The sequence below is a fragment of the Bartonella sp. CM31XJBT genome (assembly GCF_028618555.1).
Classification (GTDB): Bacteria; Pseudomonadota; Alphaproteobacteria; order Rhizobiales; family Rhizobiaceae; genus Bartonella.
Window position 1 is genome coordinate 45,574 of sequence record NZ_JAQITD010000004.1, and the last position, 23,146, is coordinate 68,719.

Annotated in this window: 18 protein-coding genes and 1 pseudogene; 16 read left to right on the top strand and 3 right to left on the bottom strand. The window is 39.0% G+C overall.

The window, feature by feature from the left end:
- Positions 1–41: 41 nt before the first annotated feature.
- The 9 genes from PVV63_RS03070 (at position 42) to truB (ending at position 9,659) form a co-directional block, all read left to right on the top strand.
- A complete protein-coding gene (locus PVV63_RS03070) occupies positions 42–455 on the top strand; it encodes a helix-turn-helix domain-containing protein (protein WP_273790585.1) in 414 nt (137 codons plus the stop codon).
- 130 nt (positions 456–585) lie between these two features.
- Positions 586–1,854, top strand: coding sequence for a methionine adenosyltransferase (gene metK, locus PVV63_RS03075; RefSeq protein WP_273790586.1), 1,269 nt, complete (start codon positions 586–588; stop codon positions 1,852–1,854).
- Positions 1,851–2,552 carry a tRNA (guanine(46)-N(7))-methyltransferase TrmB gene (locus PVV63_RS03080; protein ID WP_273790587.1) on the top strand — a complete coding sequence of 234 codons (702 nt, stop codon included), beginning with the start codon at positions 1,851–1,853 and terminating at the stop codon, positions 2,550–2,552. The genes metK and PVV63_RS03080 overlap by 4 nt, the downstream gene beginning before the upstream one ends.
- 127 nt (positions 2,553–2,679) lie before the next feature.
- Positions 2,680–3,330: a ribosome maturation factor RimP gene (gene rimP / locus PVV63_RS03085; protein WP_273790647.1), complete on the top strand. Its 651-nt coding sequence runs from the start codon at positions 2,680–2,682 to the stop codon at positions 3,328–3,330.
- 47 nt (positions 3,331–3,377) lie between these two features.
- The gene (gene nusA / locus PVV63_RS03090; protein ID WP_273790588.1) at positions 3,378–5,009 is read left to right on the top strand and encodes a transcription termination factor NusA; all 1,632 of its coding nucleotides are present in this window, start codon (positions 3,378–3,380) and stop codon (positions 5,007–5,009) included.
- A complete protein-coding gene (locus PVV63_RS03095; protein WP_273790589.1) occupies positions 5,010–5,645 on the top strand; it encodes an RNA-binding protein in 636 nt (211 codons plus the stop codon). It begins immediately after the preceding gene.
- Positions 5,642–8,161, top strand: a complete 2,520-nt coding sequence (gene infB / locus PVV63_RS03100) for a translation initiation factor IF-2 (RefSeq protein WP_273790590.1) — start codon at positions 5,642–5,644, stop codon at positions 8,159–8,161. The genes PVV63_RS03095 and infB overlap by 4 nt, the downstream gene beginning before the upstream one ends.
- Before the next feature lie 123 nt (positions 8,162–8,284).
- Entirely contained in the window at positions 8,285–8,692 is a 408-nt protein-coding gene (gene rbfA / locus PVV63_RS03105; RefSeq protein ID WP_273790591.1) for a 30S ribosome-binding factor RbfA, read from the top strand.
- 4 nt (positions 8,693–8,696) lie between these two features.
- On the top strand, positions 8,697–9,659 hold the full coding sequence (gene truB / locus PVV63_RS03110) for a tRNA pseudouridine(55) synthase TruB (protein ID WP_273790592.1): 963 nt from the start codon (positions 8,697–8,699) through the stop codon (positions 9,657–9,659).
- 462 nt (positions 9,660–10,121) lie between these two features.
- On the opposite strand, the gene PVV63_RS03115 is transcribed toward truB, so the two are convergent.
- On the bottom strand, positions 10,122–11,750 hold the full coding sequence (locus tag PVV63_RS03115) for an MFS transporter (protein ID WP_273790593.1): 1,629 nt from the start codon (positions 11,748–11,750) through the stop codon (positions 10,122–10,124).
- Positions 11,751–12,064: 314 nt separating this feature from the next.
- On the opposite strand from PVV63_RS03115, the gene rpsO reads away from it, so the two are divergent.
- The 3 genes from rpsO to PVV63_RS03130 all read left to right on the top strand — a co-directional run bounded on the left by rpsO (position 12,065) and on the right by PVV63_RS03130 (position 15,850).
- Complete coding sequence (gene rpsO / locus PVV63_RS03120) at positions 12,065–12,334, top strand: 30S ribosomal protein S15 (protein WP_007347659.1); 270 nt, start codon at positions 12,065–12,067, stop codon at positions 12,332–12,334.
- 250 nt (positions 12,335–12,584) lie between these two features.
- On the top strand, positions 12,585–14,780 hold the full coding sequence (pnp, locus tag PVV63_RS03125; RefSeq protein ID WP_273790594.1) for a polyribonucleotide nucleotidyltransferase: 2,196 nt from the start codon (positions 12,585–12,587) through the stop codon (positions 14,778–14,780).
- 74 nt (positions 14,781–14,854) lie between these two features.
- The gene (locus PVV63_RS03130) at positions 14,855–15,850 is read left to right on the top strand and encodes a class I SAM-dependent methyltransferase (protein ID WP_273790595.1); all 996 of its coding nucleotides are present in this window, start codon (positions 14,855–14,857) and stop codon (positions 15,848–15,850) included.
- 19 nt (positions 15,851–15,869) lie between these two features.
- Here the strand turns inward: PVV63_RS03130 and hslU are convergent, their stop codons facing one another.
- Positions 15,870–17,180 (bottom strand): ATP-dependent protease ATPase subunit HslU, encoded by a 1,311-nt coding sequence (hslU, locus tag PVV63_RS03135; protein WP_273790596.1) that lies wholly within the window; start codon positions 17,178–17,180, stop codon positions 15,870–15,872.
- A complete protein-coding gene (gene hslV / locus PVV63_RS03140) occupies positions 17,181–17,762 on the bottom strand; it encodes an ATP-dependent protease subunit HslV (protein WP_012754621.1) in 582 nt (193 codons plus the stop codon).
- A gap of 220 nt (positions 17,763–17,982) precedes the next feature.
- Here hslV and PVV63_RS03145 point away from each other — a divergent pair, with 220 nt between their 5' ends.
- From PVV63_RS03145 to PVV63_RS03160, 4 genes and pseudogenes are all read left to right on the top strand, one after another.
- Positions 17,983–18,972 carry an asparaginase gene (locus tag PVV63_RS03145; protein ID WP_273790597.1) on the top strand — a complete coding sequence of 330 codons (990 nt, stop codon included), beginning with the start codon at positions 17,983–17,985 and terminating at the stop codon, positions 18,970–18,972.
- Positions 18,973–19,094: 122 nt separating this feature from the next.
- Entirely contained in the window at positions 19,095–20,093 is a 999-nt protein-coding gene (gene coaA / locus PVV63_RS03150) for a type I pantothenate kinase (protein WP_273790598.1), read from the top strand.
- Positions 20,094–20,106: 13 nt separating this feature from the next.
- Positions 20,107–21,480: pseudogene (locus PVV63_RS03155) on the top strand (leucyl aminopeptidase family protein).
- A gap of 153 nt (positions 21,481–21,633) precedes the next feature.
- Complete coding sequence (locus PVV63_RS03160) at positions 21,634–22,521, top strand: NlpC/P60 family protein (protein WP_273790648.1); 888 nt, start codon at positions 21,634–21,636, stop codon at positions 22,519–22,521.
- The last annotated feature ends 625 nt before the right edge of the window (positions 22,522–23,146 follow it).

The window sequence follows — 23,146 nt, forward strand, 5'->3', positions numbered from 1 at the left end:
GTTGGTTTAGAAGAAAAGTGCTGGAAATAAAGAGTTGCATTATGACCGAAACTAGAAAAAAACCTGACCCTATAGATATCTATGTTGGAACTCGTATCCGTTTACGTCGTAATATTTTAGGACTCACTCAAGAGAAACTAGGTGAAAAATTAGGAATTACTTTTCAGCAAATCCAAAAATATGAAAAAGGAACAAACCGTATTGGTGCCAGTCGTCTTCAAGCGATAGCAGAAATTATGGATGTTCCTGTTTCTTACTTTTTTGATAAAGGTATTACCTCCCAACAAGTAGAGGGTTTTGCCGAAAGTGATCACAATTTTATAGACTTTTGTTCTAGCAGCGAAGGGATTCAGCTCATGCGCGCTTTTACAAATATATCTGATGCTAAAGTGCGTCGAAAAATTATTGACTTGGCAAAAGCACTTTCTGAGGAAGATGTGACAAATAAGTTATAAATTAAAATTATATCTTTTCTCTTTTATTCATATAAATTTGCATTGACGATTTGCTACAGAATTAGCAAATGGTAGCGACTTTAGTAAGCAATTAATTAAATCGTTGGTTTTCTTTTTTGAAGGAGTTCCTATGCCGCATCAAGATTATCTTTTTACGAGCGAATCGGTATCGGAAGGACATCCTGATAAAATTTGTGATCGTATTTCCGATGAAATCGTTGATATGATCTATAAAGAAGCTGAAAAGACTGGTACTGATCCATGGTTAGTACGCGTTGCCTGTGAAACGCTCGTCAGTGTCAACCGTGTTGTTATCGCTGGTGAAGTACGTGTTCCCGATACGCTATTAAAAAAAGATAAAAATAAAGAATTCATCTACGATGAAACTAGCTTTCCACTCATTAATCCTACACGTTTTCGTACAGCAGCGCGCCGTGCTATTCGTACCATTGGCTATGAACAAGCAGGATTCCATTGGAAAACTGTTAAAATTGATGTTCTTTTGCGCCCCCAATCAGCTGATATAGCAAGAGGGGTTGATAATGCTACGGATCGGCATGGTGAAGAAGGAGCAGGTGATCAAGGCATCATGTTTGGATATGCTTGCCGTGAAACACCTGATCTCATGCCTGCACCAATTTATTATGCGCATAAAATTCTCAAACTTCTTGCCGCAGCCCGACATAAAGGAGAGGGAGAAACTGGAAAATTAGGACCAGATGCTAAAAGCCAAATAACCATACGCTATAAAAATGGAAAACCAATAGAGGTCACATCCATCGTTCTTTCAACGCAGCACCTTGATGAAAGCTGGGATTCCAATAAAGTACGTACAGTGGTTGAGCCTTACATTCGCCAAGCTTTACATGACATTCCCATTGCAGCTCAATGCAGTTGGTATATTAACCCAACAGGAAAATTTGTTATTGGAGGACCTCAAAGCGATGCCGGATTAACGGGACGCAAAATTATTGTGGATACTTACGGAGGTGCAGCACCCCATGGAGGCGGTGCTTTTTCAGGAAAAGATACAACAAAAGTTGATCGTTCTGCTGCCTATGCGGCACGCTATCTGGCTAAGAATATTGTTGCTGCTCATTTAGCAGAGAGATGCACCATTCAACTCTCCTATGCAATTGGTATTGCACAACCTTTATCTATTTATCTTAATCTTCATGGAACAGGAAAAGTCGATGAAAAAGTTATTGAAGCAGCCATCCGCAAAATAATGGACCTTTCACCTACCGGCATTCGAAAACATCTTGACCTCAATAAACCTATTTATGCAAAAACAGCTGCCTATGGTCACTTTGGTCGTAAACCAAAAAACGATGGTTCGTTTTCATGGGAAAAAACTGATCTCGTGAAAACGCTTCAAACAATGATCCAAATCCCATGATTAAACATAATATACGTAAGAGTGAAGCATTTTTTGGACGCCGACAAGGAAAACAACTTCGAAACAGTCAGCTTACACGTATAAAAATGCTTCTCCCCAATTTTAATATTGATTTAAATGTTCCTCCTCCTTCAAACCTTACATCCTTATTTTCAAGCAAAGTAAGAGAAATTCGACTTGAAATCGGCTTTGGTGGAGGTGAACATTTACTTCATGAAATGGAATATTTTCCAAAAACTGGTTTTATCGGCGTCGAGCCCTTTATCAATGGCATGGCAAAAATATTGTTGTCTCTTGAACAGCATCAAAACCATCAAAATCGTCTTCGCCTCTATAATGATGATGCTACACGCCTCCTTGATTGGCTCCCTAATAACTCGCTTGATGGAATAGACCTCTTCTATCCCGATCCTTGGCCGAAAAAGAAACACTGGAAACGACGTTTCATCAACATAAAAAATCTTAACCGTTTTGCTCGTGTTCTTAAAATAGGAAAACTTTTTCGCTTTGCTAGCGATATAGACAGTTATGTAAACTGGACTTTGTACCATTGTGCACAACATGATCACTTTGAATGGAAAGCAGAAAGCCCTCAAGACTGGAAACTCCCTTATCCACTATGGAGTGGAACCCGCTATGAAGCAAAAGCTTTACGCGAAGGACGAACGCCTGCCTATCTTACCTTTATCAAGAAATAAATGATCAAGCGCTTTTCTCATAAACAACTTGAAAAATTTTGAATTTAAGAGTATCAATAGTTAAATTCTTGGTCTTATGATGAAGAGTGGGCCGTTGGACCCGCTCTTTTTTAATATCATAAAACTGATGAAAACAACTTGGATAAAATGTATGAACGAAGCTGAAAAAATAAGCAATCTTGACGAACCGCGCTTGTTTGAAGAAGAGGGTATCGAAGCACAGGTTGCTGCTCTTGTCATACCACTACTTAAACCTTTAGGTTTTCGTTTGGTTCGTGTAAAACTTCTTGGTCAAAATGGTTTAACACTTCAAATTATGGTTGAACGTGCCGATGGTTCTATGACCATAGAAGATTGTGAAACTGTTAGTCGAACTGTTTCCCCACTCCTTGATGTCCAAAATGTTATTGAACGCAAATATCATTTAGAAATCTCATCACCTGGAATTGATCGTCCATTGGTAAGAAAATCTGATTTTTTTCATTGGCAAGGGCATCTTGCAAAAATTGAAACAAAAATAATAATTGATGGGCGCCGAAAATTTCGCGGGACACTTACAAATATCACGCAAGATGGATTTATTTTAAACACCGATAAAGCTGCTTATGGAGAAGCCATGTATACCCCTATTTCCTTTTGTGATATCATAAATGCACATTTAGTGCTTACCGATGAGCTTATTCGCGATGCATTGAAACAAAATAAAGATTTAAGTCAACAATTCATTGCCGAAGAGAACGCTAACGACTCTATACAGACGCTCAATTTCAAAAAATAATATCACAGGGGAATACCCATCGTGTGGCACAAAGAAGGAGAAAATTGATGGCTACAAGCGCTAACAGGCTTGAGATTCTGCAAATTGCAGATGCTGTTGCACGTGAAAAGTCAATCGACCGTGAAATTGTCATTTCTGCGATGGCTGATGCTATTCAAAAAGCAGCACGTTCTCGTTATGGTCAAGAAACCAATATCCGTGCTGAAATCAATTCTAAAACAGGTGAAATTAAATTACAGCGCCTGCTTAAAATCGTTGATGTCGTTGAAGACTATACAACGGAAATTACTTTGTCTGATGCTCTCAAACATCAAGCAGAAGCAAAAATTGGTGATTTTTTTGCTGATCTTTTACCTCCTATGGATTTTGGACGTATCGCAGCACAATCTGCTAAACAGGTTATTGTACAAAAAGTACGCGACGCAGAGCGTGATCAGCAATATGAGGAATTCAAAAATAAAGTTGGTGAAATTATTTCTGGTACAGTTAAGCGTGTGGAATATGGTAACGTCATCGTTGATCTAGGGCGCGGTGAAGCTATTGTGCGCCGTGATGAATTAATTCCTCGTGAATCATTCCGCTATGGAGATCGCATTCGTGCTTTTGTCAATGATGTACACCGTGAAACGCGTGGGCCGCAAATCTTCCTTTCACGCACACATCCCCAATTTATGGTAAAACTTTTCACTATGGAAGTGCCAGAAATTTATGATGGTATTATAGAAATCAAATCTGTTGCTCGTGATCCAGGTTCACGGGCTAAAATCGCCGTTGTTTCACGCGATGGTTCCATTGATCCTGTTGGAGCATGCGTTGGAATGCGAGGAAGTCGTGTACAAGCTGTTGTTGCTGAATTACAAGGCGAAAAAATTGATATTATTCCTTGGTCGCCTGATGCGGCAACATTTGTCGTTAATGCACTGCAACCTGCTGAAGTTTCTAAAATTATCCTTGATGAAGATGCTGAACGGATTGAAGTTATTGTGCCAGATGATCAACTTAGCCTTGCTATTGGACGACGTGGGCAAAATGTTCGCTTAGCTTCACAACTAACAGGATGGAACATTGATATTTTAACGGAAAAGGAAGAATCTGAAAATCGTCAAAAAGAATTTACTGAACGGAGTAAATTGTTTATGGAAGCCTTAGAGGTTGACGAAATGATCGGACAGGTTATGGCATCAGAGGGTTTTTCTTCTATTGAAGAAATCGCCTATATTGATCTTGAAGAAATCGCTTCTATTGATGGTTTTGACCATGATACTGCCGCTGAAATCCAAAGTCGTGCCCGCGAATATCTTGATCATCAAGAAAAAGAACTTGATGAAAAACGCAAAAAGCTCGGAGTTTCTGACGAATTGCGAACACTTCCTGGAATGACAAGTGCTATGTTGGTTGCTGTAGGTGAGGATGGTGTAAAAACAATAGAGGACTTTGCTGGCTATGCCGTTGATGATTTAGCTGGTTGGAGAGAACGCAAAGAAGGTCAAACACAGAATTTTTCTGGTATTTTAACCCCTTTTGACATTACACGCGCAGATGCAGAAGCTATGGTTTTAGCCGCACGTGTACAAGCAGGCTGGATAGACCAAGCTGATCTTGTTACAGAAAATCCTGTAGAAGATGAAAATTCTACAGAAAATGAAAAAACCGATGATTTGGATGTGGATACACTTTAAATGAATGAACGGACTTGCATTGTGACCCGAAAAAATGCTTCAGCACAAACGCTGATCCGTTTTGTTATTGGTCCCAATAACCAAATTGTTCCTGATCTTAAAGCAAATTTACCAGGGCGTGGCGTTTGGATTTCTGCCCATCACGCTGTTATTGAGAAAGCAATAAAACAGAAAGCTTTTCATAGAAATTTTAAAACAGATGTTGAGGTTGCACCAAATCTTGTGCATGTTATTGATACGCTTTTACTAAAAGCCGCTCTTTCAAGCCTTTCCATGGCACGAAAAGCGGGAGCAATTGTTATGGGAGCAACAAAGGTTGACGCTGCTATCCGCTCTGGTAAAGTTATTCTTGTACTTCATGCTAAAGAAACAACAGAAGATGGGAAACGAAAAATTGCACAGGCCATCCATTCAATACAACAACAAACAAATCGGACTATAAAAACCATATCTTTATTTACAAGTGATGAAATGCGAGTGGCTTTTGGCTCTAATCCTGTAATGCACGCGGCCTTACTGGACACAAAGGCTGCTGAAGGATTTCTCAAAACGACATGTAAATTGATCAGCTATCGTGACGACAAGCATAGTAAGTCTAGTGAGATGACGGCACAAGCCGTGAAGGAAGTACAATGAGTGAAAATAACAACGACAAAACAACCGTCAAGAAGACACTAACTCTCAAGAGGTCTGTCTTGGAAACGAGCACGGTTAAACAAAATTTTAGTCATGGCCGTACGAAGGCTGTCGTTGTCGAAACCAAACGGCGTAAAATTACGCGACCTGATGAAAAAGCTGAAACCCTACAGCCCATTACAAAGCCGCATGTGGCCCCCCAGCGTTCTAAACCGCGTTTTGAAGGAAAAAAGCCTCAAGAATCTGTGGCCAAAAGCAATCTTTCATCAACTGAAATGGAAGCGAGACTTCGCGCGTTAGAAGAAGCACATATCCAAGAAAGAATAACGCGAGAACAAGCCGAAGAAGAAGCAAGACGCGCTAAAGAGCGTGAAGAAATTTTACAGCAAGAAAGTAAAGAAAAAGAAATACATCTCCAACAAGAAGAAGAAATATCACCAGTACAGACTCCACCTGTTCCCCCTCTCATTGAACAGACAGATATTCCTATTGCGCCTAAAAACACAACCGTGATTGAAAAACGCAAAATAGATGACAATAAAGAGGAAGAACGGCATAGTCGACGTGCTAATCCTGCTAAATCAGAAATACGTGTACCAAAAGTTGTCAAAGGAGCTGATGAGCGGCGACGCGGAAAGCTAACTCTGAATAGTGCACTGGATGAAGAAGGAAACGCACGTGGGCGCTCAATGGCTGCAATGCGGCGTAGACAGGAAAAGTTTAAGCGTGCACAAAATCAAGAACCAAGAGAAAAAATTTCTCGCGAAGTTGTTCTTCCTGAAACGATTACCATTCAAGAGCTCGCACAACGTATGACGGAGCGTTCTGTTGATGTGATTAAATTCTTGATGAAACAAGGACAAATGATGAAACCTGGCGATGTTATTGATGCAGATGTTGCCGAACTCATCGCTGTTGAATTTGGCCATACTGTTAAACGTGTTTTAGAATCTGACGTAGAAGAAGGTATCTTTAATATAAAAGATAATCCTCAAAACATGCAGCAGCGTCCCCCTGTTGTAACCATTATGGGCCATGTTGACCACGGAAAAACTTCTCTTTTGGATGCTATTCGTAAAGCAAATGTTGTTTCTGGCGAAGCAGGAGGTATTACGCAGCATATTGGTGCCTATCAAGTAGAACAAAACGGTCAAAAAATTACCTTTATTGATACACCTGGTCATGCTGCATTTACGGCTATGCGTGCACGTGGAGCTCGTGTTACTGATATTGCTGTTCTCGTTGTAGCCGCTGATGATAGTGTTATGCCCCAAACGATTGAATCAATCAATCATGCGAAAGTCGCTGGTGTACCTATCATTGTTGCTATCAACAAAATTGATAAACCAGCTGCGAATGCACAAAAAGTACGGACAGAACTTCTACAACATGAAGTGTTTGTTGAAACTATGGGCGGTGAAACTTTGGACGTTGAAGTTTCTGCTAAAACTGGTCAAAATCTTGATAAACTTCTCGAAGCTATCCTTCTTCAGGCTGAAATGCTTGATCTGAAAGCAGATCCTCAACGAACTGCAGAGGGCGTTATCATTGAAGCCAAATTGGATCGCGGACGTGGATCTGTGGCAACAGTTCTTGTTCAAAAAGGTACATTACACCCTTCTGATATTATAGTTGCCGGAAATGAATGGGGTCGTGTGCGTGCTTTGATTGACGACCATGGCCGCCATGTCAAAGAAGCCGTTCCCTCTACACCGATTGAAATTTTAGGAATGCAAGGAACACCACAAGCCGGAGACCGTTTTGCTGTTGTCACACATGAAGCAAAAGCACGTGAAATTTCTGAATATCGTCAACGATTAGCACGTGATAAAGCTGTTGCGCGGCAAACTGGTTCGCGTGGTTCTCTTGAACAGATGATGACAAAATTGCAAACGACTGGTGTTAAGGAGTTTTCTCTTATTATAAAAGGGGATGTGCAAGGATCAATTGAAGCAATTGCTTCAGCATTGGAAAAACTCGGAAATGATGAGGTTCGTGCGCGTATTGTACATTCTGGTGCTGGAGGAATTACCGAAAGTGATATTTCTCTTGCGGAAGCTTCTAACTCTGCTGTAATTGGCTTTAATGTTCGAGCCAATAAGCAGGCACGTGATTTTGCTAAAACACAAGGAATTGAAATTCGTTATTATAACATCATTTATGATCTTGTTGACGATATCAAGGCTGCCATGTCTGGATTACTCTCACCAGAACAGCGTGAAACTTTCCTTGGTAATGCTGAAATTCTAGAAGTCTTTAACATTACAAAAATTGGAAAAGTTGCAGGATGTCGTGTTACAGAAGGTAAAATAGAACGAGGAGCCGGTGTTCGCCTTATCCGCGATAATATCGTTATTCACGAAGGAAAGCTGAAAACACTCAAACGCTTTAAAGATGAAGTCAGTGAAGTGCAAAGTGGTCAAGAATGTGGAATAGCCTTTGAAAATTATGACGACATGCGCGCAGGAGACATCATTGAGACCTTCCGTATCGAACATATTAATCGCACATTATAAAATAATCCAATAACCTTATTCTGTTATAAAATGAGAAAAAGTTATTAGATTTTATACACAATATCTTTTTTTCCTTATCTAAATGGTCAAAAAAAGAGATCTTGTAGCAAGGATAAAACTTTGATGAAAAATGCAGGACCATCACAACGGCAACTTAGAGTAGCAGAGCAAGTACGTCATGCAGTAGCGCATATATTACAGCGTGATATTTTGCTTGATGATATCTTAAAAGATATTGTTATTTCTGTCTCTGAAGTACGCATGTCACCAGATTTAAAAATTGCTACTTGCTTTGTATCACCTCTCAGCACTCTTAAAAATGCTTCTCATACCGATGTTGTTGATACCCTCAATAAACATAGTCGTTTTCTCCGTGGAGAAATCAGTCATGCGTTGCGACAAATGAAATATATGCCAGAACTGCGTTTCCGACTTGATAATAGTTTTGATAATTTTTCAAAAATTGATGCCCTCCTTCGCTCGCCTGAGGTTGCACGCGATCTTCACCATAGTGATATAGATGAGGATTAAAGATATGGCGCGGCAACACAAGAAAAAAGGGCGTCCTGTTTCTGGCTGGGTCATATTTGATAAACCAAAAGGAATGAAATCAACAGAAGCTGTCTCACAAATCAAATGGCTCTTTCATGCTCAAAAGGCAGGACATGCGGGTACACTTGATCCTCTTGCTTCTGGTCTCCTTCCTATTGCATTGGGCGAAGCAACCAAAACCGTCCCTTACGTGATGCAAGGCAAAAAAACTTACCGTTTTCATATTGCTTGGGGGCAAGAGCGCTCAACAGATGATCTAGAAGGAGAAATAACGAAAACTTCTCTCAAACGTCCAACACAAGAAGAAATACTTGCTCTTCTTCCTCAATATACAGGTGTTATTTTGCAAACACCTCCACAATTTTCAGCAATCAAAATTGCCGGAAATCGTGCCTATGATTTAGCGCGTGAAGGGGAAGTTGTTGAAATTCCGCCCCGTGAAGTGGAAATAGAAACTTTCAAGTTATTAGAAATGCCTACTAAAGAGCATTCTGTCTTTGAAATAACCTGCGGAAAAGGAACTTATGTGCGCTCTTTAGCACGCGATATGGGACGTGATCTCGGTTGCTATGGGCATATTGCTGATTTAAGACGTATTGCCGTCGCACCTTTTGATGAAGAAGATCTCATTACATGGGAGGAACTAAAAGCGGCCATTCCGCCAAATAAAAACACTACAGATGAAAATAATCGTTCTTTTGAAAAAAACTTCTCAACACTCGATGGGCTCTTAATTGACACAAGTGCCGCATTAGATTGCCTCCCTCACTATATCCTTAATGAAACTCAAGCACAGAGAATTATCAAGGGTCATTCTATCCTCTTGAATCATCACAAAGTACCTCTTGATGAAGAGGAAATTTGTGTCCTCTATAAGGAACAACTTCTTGCTATTGGCATTCTCGACAAAGGTCTATTTAAACCAAAGCGGATTTTCACAATTTAATCGATTCTTTTTCACAACCACCTTTTGCGAAAAGATATTTTTCTCTATCAATTAAGAAAAATATGGTGCTTTTCATTGTCTATATTTACCGTATTCATATCAAAATTTAAGTCAGTGCTATAAGCTAACACCACCACACACTTTTTCCTCTTAATGTCGCAATAATCCTTGCATTTGAAGGGATTCATAAGAGGCTTTTTATTTCTTTTTCAATCATTTTTACTCACACTTTAGCCCTCGTTTGTAATGTGCAAGCGAAGATGTGGACTGATTTACTCTAAATAGATTTGAAACGAGAAAAGCTTAAGACTTTCAGAACTATCACTCAACATGAAAAATTGTAAATAACCGTTATAAATCAATTTATTAACTATTGAAACAGCAATTTTTTGTTATGATTAAGCTAACAAATTGATCGAAATAATATTAACATATTTAATATTTACAAAAACTGTTTTAACCCTAAGGGAGATGATCAGAGGAAACTTTTAAAAGCATCTCATTGGCTTGAGGTATTGTTTGGCGTTCAATCATGCGGTGCACTCTTATACCGTTAGGAGCACAATTTAAATGACGCAGACGCTTATTGACTTCTGCATCTGCTTTTGTACGACGATGATTATGGCGTAAATAATCTACCCATGTTGGCATATGATAAGCCTCTGTCCAATATTCAGGTCTTTCAAGATCTCGTAAAAGGACCCACTGACGCGCACCATCACGTAATCGAATATGGCGTCGACGCGTCATCACTTTGAGAAACTCTTCGAGTTCATTTTCATGAATTTGGTAATCAATCATTATCATGATCGGGCCACTTCTTGCTTTGAGGTCGAGTAATAATTCCGGCTCTCTAAAATGATCAAGAGGATTTAAATCTATCTGAGGAATTTCTTGAATTCTAAATTTTACCCCTGCAAGAGCACCAAAAATCAAGAATAAAGAACAAACGCTCAAAGCAATTGTTGGAGAATAACCATCAGCTAAACCTCCCCAGATTGCACTTCCAATAGCCATCCCCCCATAAGATGCCGTTTGATAAAGAGCTAAAGAACGTGCAACAACCCAGCGTGGTGTAGAGAGTTGTACAGATGTATTAAACAATGATAAGGCCAAAACCCAACATAAACCTGCAGGAAATAAAGCAATATGGCTTATAATCAGTGAACGGCTGATTCCCAATAAAAAGCAAGAAAAGGCGAAACCAATAAATGCACTTGCAATAATTGTTTCTGAACGAAAATGATGCCGTACAACTGCATTAATAATGCCTGCTGTCATGGCTCCTAACCCAAAACAACCGAGCAATGTACCATAAAGAAGGGCACTTCCTCCAAGAACTTTATGCGCAACAATTGGCAAAAGTGCTAAAATAGAAATTGCTCCTATACCAAAAAGGAACGCTCGAACCATAATGCTCAGGAGATTAGGTGACATCGCAACATAACGCAAACCATCTGAGACAGCTCCTAACAGCCTTTCTCGTGGCAATGAGTTGTTTTCATAATTCGACTTCCAGAAAAACAACGCACCAATAAGAGGAATATAGCTTATAGCATTAAACAAAAAAGCAGCCGATGCCCCTAAAGTTGCAATGATGGCACCACCAATAGCAGGACCAACACTCCGCATCAAATTAAAGCCAACACTATTCAAACTAACAGCAGCAGGAATATTTTCCCTGCTCACAATATCTCCTATCGTTGCTTGCCAAGAAGGATTATAAAAAGCTGTGCCACATCCAATCAAAAACGTAAAACATAACAAAAGCCAAGGTGTTAGAAATCCCATATAGGCTAAAACAGATAAACTCATCGATATGACCATCATCATAATCTGTGCACACAACATAATTTGACGCCGATTAAAATTATCAGCTAATGCCCCTGCCATCAAAGAAAACATAACAAGTGGTAATGTTGTGGCACTTTGAACGAGCCCAACCATGGAATGCGAAGAACTAATCAACGCCATTAACCACCCTGCTCCAACAGCTTGTATCAGCCCCCCTAAATTAGAAATAAGAGTAGATGACCATAAATTTCGAAATACCGAATTACGAAAAAGTTTTAATGTTGAAATGCTCTGCATCTTTTTCCTCCAACGGTATTTATCACTTTTGTTACCACTCACACACACTCATAATCTTTGTATCAAAAGGATGCATAATTGTTTAAAAAACTTCTCATAAAACTCTATTTAAATCAATATTTCAAAACAAAAGCTTTTATTTAAAGAAAGACTTCAAAATGCTGTCAAGGACTAGTATTTTAACCTTCTTTCCTATATAAGAACGAAATTAGGTAAGAGTCTTCGACTTTTCCTGTTTTCTCACAGACCCTAGCTGAACGACATCTCGGCTATGGGTGACTTTATGTTTCTTCGTTTTTGGAAAGGATAATACGATGTCGATTACAGCTGAACGTAAACAAGCTCTTGTCGCAGAATACGCAAACAAAGTTGGTGATACAGGATCACCAGAAGTACAGATTGCTGTACTTTCTGAACGTATTTCTAATTTAACAAACCACTTTAAATCTCACAAAAAGGATAATCATTCTCGTCGAGGTCTTTTGAAGATGGTGTCTCAACGCCGGCGTCTTCTTGATTATCTTAAAGGAGTTGACCAAAATCGTTATCAGATACTTATAAAGAAGTTAGGTTTACGTCGCTAAAAGAAAAATGGAGGTGGTATTTAAAAAAACCACCCATTTTTTCAATATGTTGCTTTTAATTAAAAATTTTAAAAACTGATAAGTTATTATGGGATAGGACTGCTCATCGTTTCACATTTAATGCGATTTACTTCTCTCTTCTCGCAACAAAGGAAGTAATTTGTTGTCCACCCCAAAACTTGCAAATATGCTACGCACAACCAGAATGTAAGCAATCAAAGATTTAAACACTGGTCATTAAGGATAAAAAATGTTCAAAACGCACAAGATAGAAATTGAATGGGCTGGGCGTCCTCTCACCCTTGAGACAGGGAAAATAGCGCGTCAAGCTGATGGTGCAGTGATTGCTACCTATGGAGAAACTATTGTCTTAGCAACCGTTGTATCGGCCAAAAACCCAAAACCAGACCAGGACTTTTTTCCACTCACTGTTAATTATCAAGAAAAATTCTATGCTGTTGGTAGAATACCTGGGGGCTATTTAAAACGTGAAAGTCGACCAAGTGAAAATGAAACTTTGGTTTCACGTTTGATTGATCGCCCAATTCGTCCCCTTTTCGTTGAGGGATATAAAAATGATACACAAGTTATTGTTTCCGTTATACAGCATGATCTCGAAAACAATCCCGATATCCTTGCGATGATTGCATCTTCTGCCGCATTGACCCTGTCAGGTGTTCCTTTCATGGGACCTATAGCTGGTGCACGCGTTGGCTATTGTAATGGACAATATGTTCTTAATCCTCATATCGATGAAATGCCTGAATCAAAACTTGATCTTGTTGTTGCTGGAACAGAAAGTGCTGTTTTGATGGTTGAATCAGAAGCACAAGAATTACCGGAAGATATCATGTTGGGGGCCGTGATGTTTGGTCACCAAGGCCTTCAACCTGTCCTTGATGCCATTATAAAGCTTGCTGAAGTTGCTGCAAAAGATCCTCGTGATTTTGTTCCTGAAGATCTTTCTGAACTTGAAAAAGAGATGCAGAAAATGGCAGAACAGGATATACGAAAGGCTTACACAATTACTGATAAGCAAGAACGTTATGCTGCAATTGATGCACTAAAGACAGAAATCCTCAATAAATTTATGCCAGAAACAGAAAAAGACTGTCAATTTAGTACAGATCAAATTGCAACCGTATTTAAACAGTTGCAAGCAAAAATTGTTCGTGGGAACATTCTTGATACCCAAAAGCGGATTGATGGACGCAATCTTTCTACCGTGCGCCCTATCCAATCAGAAGTAAGTATTTTACCCCGCACACATGGATCAGCACTCTTTACCCGTGGAGAAACACAAGCTATTGTCGTTGCAACGCTAGGAACTGGTGAAGATGAACAATATGTTGATTCCTTAACGGGAATGTATAAGGAAACATTCCTTCTCCATTACAATTTCCCACCATTTTCAGTGGGTGAAACGGGACGCCTTGGTTCTCCTGGTCGTCGTGAAATTGGACATGGTAAATTGGCATGGCGGGCAATTCACCCCATGTTGCCAACGAAAGAATCTTTTCCTTATACCATTCGTGCTGTCTCAGAAATCACTGAATCCAATGGCTCTTCTTCTATGGCAACGGTTTGTGGAACCTCACTTGCTCTTATGGATGCTGGTGTTCCTCTAGCACGCCCTGTTGCTGGTATTGCTATGGGCTTGATTAAAGAAGGAGAACGCTTTGCTGTTCTTTCTGATATTTTAGGGGATGAAGATCATCTTGGAGATATGGATTTTAAAGTCGCAGGAACAGAAAATGGTATTACTGCCTTGCAAATGGATATCAAAATTGATGGTATTACCGAAGAGATTATGAAAATCGCGCTTGAACAAGCCAAAGGAGGTCGAATCCATATCCTTAATGAGATGGCGAAAGCTTTAACCAGTGCACGTGCTGAGCTGAGTGAATTTTCTCCACGAATCGAAGTTATGAATATTTCTGTCGATAAAATCCGTGATGTTATCGGCTCTGGTGGTAAAGTTATTCGGGAAATCGTGGAACAAACTGGAGCAAAAATTAATATTGAAGATGATGGTACCATTAAAATTGCTTCTGCTGATGCTAAAACCATTGAAGCGGCAAAACGCTGGATCCATTCTATTGTCGATGAGCCTGAAGTTGGTGCTATCTACCAAGGAACAGTTGTAAAAACTGCAGAATTTGGTGCATTTATAAACTTCTTTGGTTCTCGTGATGGACTCGTTCATATCTCTCAGCTTGCATCAGAACGCGTCAGCAAAACAACCGATATTGTAAAAGAAGGTGACAAAGTTTGGGTTAAATTAATGGGCTTTGATGAGCGTGGAAAAGTTCGGTTATCAATGAAGGTCGTTGATCAAACAACCGGAAAGGAAATCACCGGTGATAAAGCGATGAATGAAGAAAAGTGCGTGGATGAAAAAAAACAACCTGAAAATAAGCGACGCCGTAAGAAAAAAGAAGAGTAAGTTTTTCTTCTTATCGTATCATGAAATGCCATTCCAATATTGGAGTGGCATTTTTTTCTTTGAAAGAGTCATATGTGTTATTATTTTTGCCTTTTGAAAATCATGAACTCCCGTATCCTGATCCAAACCAGTGTTGGCTAAGTTTTGGTTTAACAGAAATCCCAGCTCAAGAATGGGCACAAAATTTAAGAGTTATTACGCCTTGGCGACCAGATTTTTTAAAATTTGTCGATACTCAATTTCACTGCTCTCCTCAAATAGATAAAACCTTCAGCTATGATGGTGCATTTTTACATTTGAGCAAATATCGTGGTTTGAACCAAAATTGTTTTCTTGATTTATTAGAATGCGTTAAACCCAATGGATGGATTGTAATCAGTGGGAATAAAACTGCTGGTGCTGCTTCAATGATGAAATGGGTCAAAACAATTGTTCCCATCACCAATAAATTATCTAAAAATCATGGTCTTGTATTTTGGTTGCAAGTTCCTCAACAAATTGAGAGACATAACATTGCGCAATTGCGCTCACCACCGCTCACTTTTGGTAAATTTCAAACCGCTTCTGGTATGTTCTCACACGGACGTATTGATCCAGGATCTGCTGCGCTTGCGTCTTATATGCTCAAAGTTATTTCTGGAAAAACGGCTGATTTTGGTGCTGGATGGGGCTATCTTTCTCACGTTGCACTTGAAAGAAGTGAAAAACTCACTACTCTAGACCTTTATGAAGCCGACTACAACGCTTTGAGAGCAGCAAAACGGCACCTTAAATCCATAACAGCTCCTTTTCCAATTCATTTTTATTGGCATGACCTTGTACATGAACCTATCACAAATCTATATGACACAATCATTTCAAATCCACCGTTTCACACACAACAAACGACAGATGTTTCATTAGGAAAAAATTTTATTATAAATGCTGCAAAGTGCTTAAAACCAAGCGGCAGTCTGCTTTTTGTTGCAAACCGCCACCTGCCTTATGAAACATTATTAAAAAATATTTTCCGCACAGTGTTGATACATGAACAAGCCCATGGTTTCAAAATTATCGAAGCGCGCAGATAAACAAAACAAGCAATAACTTTCAAAGAATAAAACGGGAAAGATCGATATCAGCAGCAAGCTCGCCAATAGATTTTCTCACATAAGCGGCATCAATTATAAACGATGTTCCAGCTTTATCAGGTGCCGTGAAAGAAATTTCATCCAACACGCGCTCCATCACTGTTTGCAAACGACGTGCCCCTATATTTTCAATCCTTGCATTTAAATCTACAGCAATATCTGCTAAAGCATCAATTGCATCATCGGTAATTTCCAAATGAACCTCTTCTGTTGCCATAAGAGCAATATATTGTTTAATCAAACTAGCTTCTGGTTCCGTTAAAATACGCCGTAAATCTTCCCTTGTTAAAGGATTGAGCTCCACACGGATGGGCAAACGTCCTTGAAGTTCCGGTAATAAATCAGATGGCTTGGAAACATGAAATGCACCTGAGGCAATAAAAAGAATATGATCTGTTTTGATTTGCCCATATTTTGTAGCAATTGTTGTTCCTTCAACCAAAGGCAAAAGATCCCGTTGAACGCCCTCACGCGAAATCGCAACACTTGCTCCACCGTCTCGAGTTGCAATTTTATCAATCTCGTCGATAAAAACAATACCGTCATTTTCAGCAACACGAAGCGCCTCTTGAATAATTTGCTCCTGATCAAGGAGTTTTTCAGATTCATCATCAATGAGCGGTTTAAAAGAATCCTTTACCGTCGTCTTACGGACTTTTGTACGACTGCCCATTTTGCCCAAAATATCTGATAAATTCATAATACCCATTTGTGCCCCAGGCATACCAGGAATATCAAAGGTTGAAGCACTATTGCTATTATTATCGGCGACTTCAATTTCAATCTCTTTCTCATCCAATTCACCTTCACGCAATTTTTTACGAAAACTATCACGGGTAGCAGGACTTGCTGTTTTACCAACAAGGGCGTCTAAAACGCGCTCTTCAGCATTCACGTGAGCCTTTTCTTTTATTTCATCTCGTTTCTTTTCACGTACAAGAGAAATGGCAATTTCAACAAGATCTCGAATAATTTGCTCAACATCACGTCCCACATAACCAACTTCAGTAAATTTCGTCGCTTCTACTTTAACGAAGGGTGCTCCAGAAAGTTTTGCTAATCGACGTGCGATTCCTGTTTTACCAACACCTGTTGGCCCTATCATTAAAATATTTTTTGGCATAACTTCTTCACGCATCGGCTCATCAAGCTGTTGCCTACGCCACCGATTGCGCAATGCAATAGCTACAGAGCGTTTGGCATCATTTTGGCCAATAATAAAACGATCAAGTTCAGAAACAGTCTCACGAGGGGAAAATACAACACACATTTAAATAGCTTTCTCTAAAGAAGATAATTCTGCATCCAATGTTTCAATCGTAAAATGATCATTGGTGTAAACACAAATTTTAGCGGCAATAGCCATAGCTTTACGAGCAATAGTTTCTGCATCCAAATCCAAATCCATGAGTGCACGCGCTGCTGAAAGAGCAAAATTTCCTCCAGAGCCAATTGCCATAACCCCATCTTCTGGTTCTAAGACATCACCAAGCCCTGTTAAAGCCAAAGTTACTTTCTTATCAGCCACGAGCATCATTGCTTCGAGACGACGCAAATAGCGATCTGTTCGCCAATCTTTTGCAAGTTCTACACAGGCACGCATAAGCTGATCAGGATATTGTTCAAGCTTTGTTTCCAATCTCTCCAGTAATGTAAAAGCATCTGCCGTAGCACCTGCAAAACCAGCAATAACCACTCCGTTCTTTCCAAGACGACGCACTTTACGTGCATTGCCTTTCATAATTGTCTGTCCAAGAGAGACCTGACCATCACCGGCCATCACGACTTTTCCACCTTTTCGTACCGTAATAATTGTTGTACCATACATTATGTCTGGCTTATGTTCTGTCATAAGGAAACTCCTTAATATTAACTTTACTTTTTAATATTGATTTCTTTTCATACAATGTAAAACTCAATTACTATTGTCCTATTTAAGAACATATACAGCAAAACACAATGATTCAGCATAACTCAATTTGTTGAAAATGGAAAAATGATATCATTGTTGTCAATGTAAATTACTGCTAAATAGCTTTATATAAACAGTTTGTGCTTTTTAGAGGAAAATTATGAAAAAAATAGCCATAGGGACCTTAGGTGGAACAATTGCAATGACTGCTGATAGTTTTGGTCACATGCAACCGACTTTAACTTCAGATAACCTCATAAAAAGTGTTCCTGATTTAAATAACGTTGCTGATATTCATGCACAAACATTAATGCAAATACCAAGTGGATCTTTATCGTTTCAAATGCTTTTTGAAATAATTAAGTGGGCAAAACAACAAATAAACGCTGGTGCAGAAGGTATTGTTTTAACACAAGGGACTGATACTCTGGAAGAAACAGCTTTTTTTCTTTCTCTTTATTGGAAGGAGGCTGAACCACTCATCATAACCGGCGCTATGCGCATGCCTCATGAAGCAGGCGCGGATGGCCCCGCAAACATTTTAGCAGCCACTCGTGTCGCAGCAGCCACACAAAGTCGTAACAGGGGCGTTCTCGTTGTCATAAATGATGCAATTCATTCACCTTATTGGCTCTATAAAAGCCATACCGTCAAAGTCGAAACATTTCAATCAGGTCTTGCAGGTGTTTTAGGAACTATTTTAGAGGGAAAACTTATTTATTTCAATGATCGAAAATTTTTTCCGACAACGTTTGATCTTCCCCAAAACCATGATCATCAAATTGCACTCCTCTATTCCTCTTTATCATCTGGTGCACAATTAATGAAACTATGCCTTGAAAGTGGGTATTATGCTGGAGTTGTTATTGCTGGTTTTGGTGCGGGGCACTGTAGTTTTCAAGAAGCAGACCTTGTACAACAATATGCACAAAAAATACCAATCATTATTGCTAGTCGTTGTTGTAATGGCTCAACAACTCGTATAACTTATGGCTATAAAGGCTCCGAAATTGATATGATTGCTTCTGGTGCTCTCATGTCTGGTTATTTATCAGCCGTAAAAGCGCGTCTACTTTTATGGACTTTTTTGGCGCAAGGGCACTCATTAGCACAAATCCGTGCAAACTGGAATGACTGGACTATAAGTTAATGAAAAATGATCTATTATCTTAAAAGAAGAGAGCATGCAAAACAAAATTTATTTGAAAATAAAGCCGCTCTTCTGTCTGCTCTTAATCAATTGCTGCTGCAAAAAAATCTTGACAAATACAAATGATTGATACAACTATACAAAAAATTAATCAGAAAGATAATCTGGTCAAATCTGTTTCTGACCGATATTCACCCTATCGTGTTTTTACTGCACAAGAATGGTCAGAGTTTCGTGAAGACACACCTCTTACTTTGACTTTTGATGAAATTAAGCGTTTACGCTCTATTGATGATCCTATCGATCTTAAAGAAGTCCAACGCATTTATCTTTCTTTATCGCGTCTGTTATCATGCCATGTTGAAGCAGTACAGGAACTTTTCCACAAACGTCAGCAGTTTCTCCATCAAGAAGAGAGTAGAAAAACACCCTTTATTATTGGAATTGCTGGTTCTGTAGCTGTAGGAAAATCAACCACGGCTCGCATTCTTCAAGAACTGTTGAAACGTTGGACATCTAGTCTTAAAGTTGATCTAATCACAACGGATGGTTTTCTCTATCCTAACGCAATCTTACAGCAAAAAAATCGTATGAATCGTAAAGGATTTCCTGATTCCTATGACATTAAAAAACTGCTGTGCTTTCTTTCGGCTATAAAAGCAGGTATCGGAAATGTCCGTGCCCCACTTTACTCACATATGACCTATGATGTTCTAGAAAATCAGACAATTACCATCGATCGTCCTGATATTTTAATTGTTGAAGGTATTAATGTATTACAGGTCAGTGATCTTCCTAAAGATGGAAAAGCTATTCCTTTCGTATCAGATTTTTTTGATTTTTCAATCTATGTCGATGCCGAAACAGAAGTCATTCGTCACTGGTATTTGGAGCGCTTTAAACGTTTGCGTAAAACAACTTTTCAAAATCCTGAATCCTATTTTCATCGTTATGCCCACCTCAATGAAAAAGAAGCCTCAAAAATCGCTGAGGATCTTTGGCAAACGATTAATTTAAAAAATTTACAGGAAAATATATTGCCAACACGACCACGGTCCAATCTCATTCTACGAAAGGGAAAAAATCATTTGGTCGAATATGTCGCACTTAGACGACTATAAGGATCTCATAACTATGCAGCACCACCACATTCATTTTACCTCAACGCGTATCGATAACAGTTGCCCTATCATCTTGGTAAACCAAAGAAATCTTGCTAACTTATCACTTGATGCGTCAACAACAGCATGGATAAAAGTTAATGACTTTACTGGCAAAGCGGGACAAATACTCTTTGTTCCTCACGAAACGGGGCATTTAAAAAAAGTTTTATTTGGAATTGGCAATAATAGCGATCCTTTTATCACAGGAGTTCTTGCTCAAAAACTTCCTGCTGGTCAATGGCATTTAGAAGGTACAACCTCTGATGAAATAAATACCTATCTTGGATTAGCATTCGGTAGCTATCAATTTAATCGCTATCGTCAAAATTCTTCTTTCAAATCATTATCCATCCATGTCAATGAGGCCGTTGATCTTAATGAACTCCAACGAATTTATGAAGCTGTCTTTTTCGTCCGTGATCTCATTAATATTCCAGCCAATGATATGACCCCTGATGCTCTCGAAAAAGAAGCTCGAAAACTAGGAAAAACCTACGGTGCTCACATCAAAAGTATTTGTGGAGATGATCTCTTAACCCATAACTTTCCGATGATTCATGCTGTAGGACGAGCAGGCAGCACTGCACCACGACTGATTGAGTTACTCTGGGGGAAAGAAGATCATCCTAAAATAACGTTGGTGGGCAAAGGCGTAACTTTTGATACTGGAGGACTCGATATTAAATCAGCCAATAACATGTTGCTTATGAAAAAAGACATGGGGGGTGGGGCAAACGTTTTGGGATTGGCTAAACTTATCATGGATGCAAAATTGCCTTTCCGTCTCCGTGTTTTGATTCCAGCTGTAGAAAATGCAATTTCTGCGAATGCTTACCGACCAAGTGATATCCTCAGAAGTCGTAAAGGTTTAAGTGTTGAAGTAGGTAATACAGATGCTGAAGGGCGCCTTGTCCTTGCCGATGCACTCGCCTATGGTGATGAAGAAAGTCCACAATTCATGCTTTGTATGGCTACTTTAACAGGGGCAGCGCGTATAGCATTAGGACCAGATCTTCCCGCATTTTATTGTAATGATTCAATATGAGCACAACAAATTTCTGAATCTGCTCACGCTGTCTTTGATCCTCTTTGGCAAATGCCCCTTTGGAAACCTTACCAAGAGATGTTATCATCACCAATTGCTGATCTTAACAATGTAACTGGAAATAGCTTTGCTGGTTCTATAACAGCTGCTTTATTTCTTAATTCTTTTGTTGAAAAAGCTGAACATTTTGCGCATTTTGACCTTTATGGATGGATTCCAAAAGAAAAACCAGGATACCCTATTGGTGGATCAGCACAAACTATTCGTGCCCTTTATAATATTTTTAAAAATGAAGTTTGACACACAATATTCAAAAAAATAGACAATTTTGCAGCTTAAAGAATAATTGGTCTTACACAGTATTCTTAGTTTTGTTTGAGGATAAAAATCTTACCAATACAGCTTTCATGAGTTTGTTTAAAGGTAAGAAGTAACAAAATGGAAAGCAAAAAGATGATCTCTAAAGACCCAAGACTTCATGCATTCAGAGATGATCTAGCAGATCAACGTCTTGAAACAGAAATTACAGCTCAGCGCTTTGTTCAAGGTGAAAAAAGACGTGTTAATACAGGGGTCGCTGGACTTTTTAAAGAAAATAGTAAAAAAAGTGAAAGACAAACAGAATGCTTATTCGGAGAAGAACTTCTCATTTTTGAACAAGGGGAAACAATGTCGTGGGGACAATCACTCAAAGATGGTTATGTTGGTTATATTGATACAAAAGTTCTTTGTACATCAACCATAAAACAAACGCATGTGGTTTCAGTACCACGTACATTTAAATATTTACACGCTGACTTACGTGGACCAATAGTGTCCCCTTTATCTATGGGAAGCAAAGTCAGTGTTGTTGATGAAATTGAAGTCCGTGACACAATGTATTCTATTCTTGAAAATGGAACAGCAATCATTACGAGCCATCTCAGCCCCATTGGACGCGTATATGAAGATTATGTCACAGTTGCAGAAACCTTTATCCGTACACCTTATCTTTGGGGTGGTGTCAGCGGTTTTGGAATTGATTGTTCGGGACTCATTCAGCTCTCTATGATGATGACCGATCAAATAGTTTTACGTGATACCGATATGCAGCAAGAAACTATAGGCAGTCCTCTTACAGATACTGATAAACTTCAACGAGGCGATTTAATTTTTTGGAAAGATCATGTTGCTATTATGGTCGATCACGCAAATATTATTCACGCAAATGGTTTTTCTATGGACGTTATGATTGAGCCATTGGAAAAAGCAATTACGCGTATCGCTAAAAAAAATCAATATCCCATCGCAAAACGCCGTCCAATTCAAGAAACTTCATGCATGCCTCCTATAAAAAATTAATTGAATGTTTTATTATACAATATATTGATTTATAAGGATAATTATCCATCATTCACTCTGCGTCAAGCATTCTAAATATCGTAAAATTTTTTATTTCAAATCTGTTTTTATGTTGGATCAATCAAAGCCGCTTGTCTGTTCATCACAAGCGTAATTGATGTATAAGTAAAAATGATTATGAAAAGAAAAATATTCCTTCTGAATGCCCTCAAATGCCAAGAGCTATCGTAATATTGGGACCAGCTTACTTCTTCATAAGCGTAAAGATAGTGGCGCTCAATAGATTTTACATTATTTCCATAGGGACTTTAACGTTATATCATTCCGGCACCGTCGCGAAATGGGCTTTGGAGCATTGCGAGGTGCCTCTTTTAAAAAAGCTCGTGAATATGCAACACAATGCCATTCTACATTACGTAAAGAACGTACCCCTCTTAATCAAAAGCAACATTTTTTGAAATTTTTCCTATTATCGATATCTCATGAAATAAATACCCCTTATACCTCTCAGTGCACCCCAACCCATCTCACAATGATACACGTGAAAAGTGTAACATACATTGTCTACCACTATCTTTATACTTATGAATCGTGTAAAGACATCGTTATACACTTTGCCAATTCT

Coding starts and splice junctions, on each gene's coding strand:
- PVV63_RS03070 (WP_273790585.1), top strand. CDS start 42: ATGACCGAAACTAGAAAAAAACCTGACCCTATAGATATCTATGTTGGA.
- metK (WP_273790586.1), top strand. CDS start 586: ATGCCGCATCAAGATTATCTTTTTACGAGCGAATCGGTATCGGAAGGA.
- PVV63_RS03080 (WP_273790587.1), top strand. CDS start 1,851: ATGATTAAACATAATATACGTAAGAGTGAAGCATTTTTTGGACGCCGA.
- rimP (WP_273790647.1), top strand. CDS start 2,680: ATGAAAACAACTTGGATAAAATGTATGAACGAAGCTGAAAAAATAAGC.
- nusA (WP_273790588.1), top strand. CDS start 3,378: ATGGCTACAAGCGCTAACAGGCTTGAGATTCTGCAAATTGCAGATGCT.
- PVV63_RS03095 (WP_273790589.1), top strand. CDS start 5,010: ATGAATGAACGGACTTGCATTGTGACCCGAAAAAATGCTTCAGCACAA.
- infB (WP_273790590.1), top strand. CDS start 5,642: ATGAGTGAAAATAACAACGACAAAACAACCGTCAAGAAGACACTAACT.
- rbfA (WP_273790591.1), top strand. CDS start 8,285: ATGAAAAATGCAGGACCATCACAACGGCAACTTAGAGTAGCAGAGCAA.
- truB (WP_273790592.1), top strand. CDS start 8,697: ATGGCGCGGCAACACAAGAAAAAAGGGCGTCCTGTTTCTGGCTGGGTC.
- PVV63_RS03115 (WP_273790593.1), bottom strand. CDS start 11,750: ATGCAGAGCATTTCAACATTAAAACTTTTTCGTAATTCGGTATTTCGA.
- rpsO (WP_007347659.1), top strand. CDS start 12,065: ATGTCGATTACAGCTGAACGTAAACAAGCTCTTGTCGCAGAATACGCA.
- pnp (WP_273790594.1), top strand. CDS start 12,585: ATGTTCAAAACGCACAAGATAGAAATTGAATGGGCTGGGCGTCCTCTC.
- hslU (WP_273790596.1), bottom strand. CDS start 17,180: ATGTGTGTTGTATTTTCCCCTCGTGAGACTGTTTCTGAACTTGATCGT.
- hslV (WP_012754621.1), bottom strand. CDS start 17,762: ATGACAGAACATAAGCCAGACATAATGTATGGTACAACAATTATTACG.
- PVV63_RS03145 (WP_273790597.1), top strand. CDS start 17,983: ATGAAAAAAATAGCCATAGGGACCTTAGGTGGAACAATTGCAATGACT.
- coaA (WP_273790598.1), top strand. CDS start 19,095: ATGATTGATACAACTATACAAAAAATTAATCAGAAAGATAATCTGGTC.
- PVV63_RS03160 (WP_273790648.1), top strand. CDS start 21,634: ATGATCTCTAAAGACCCAAGACTTCATGCATTCAGAGATGATCTAGCA.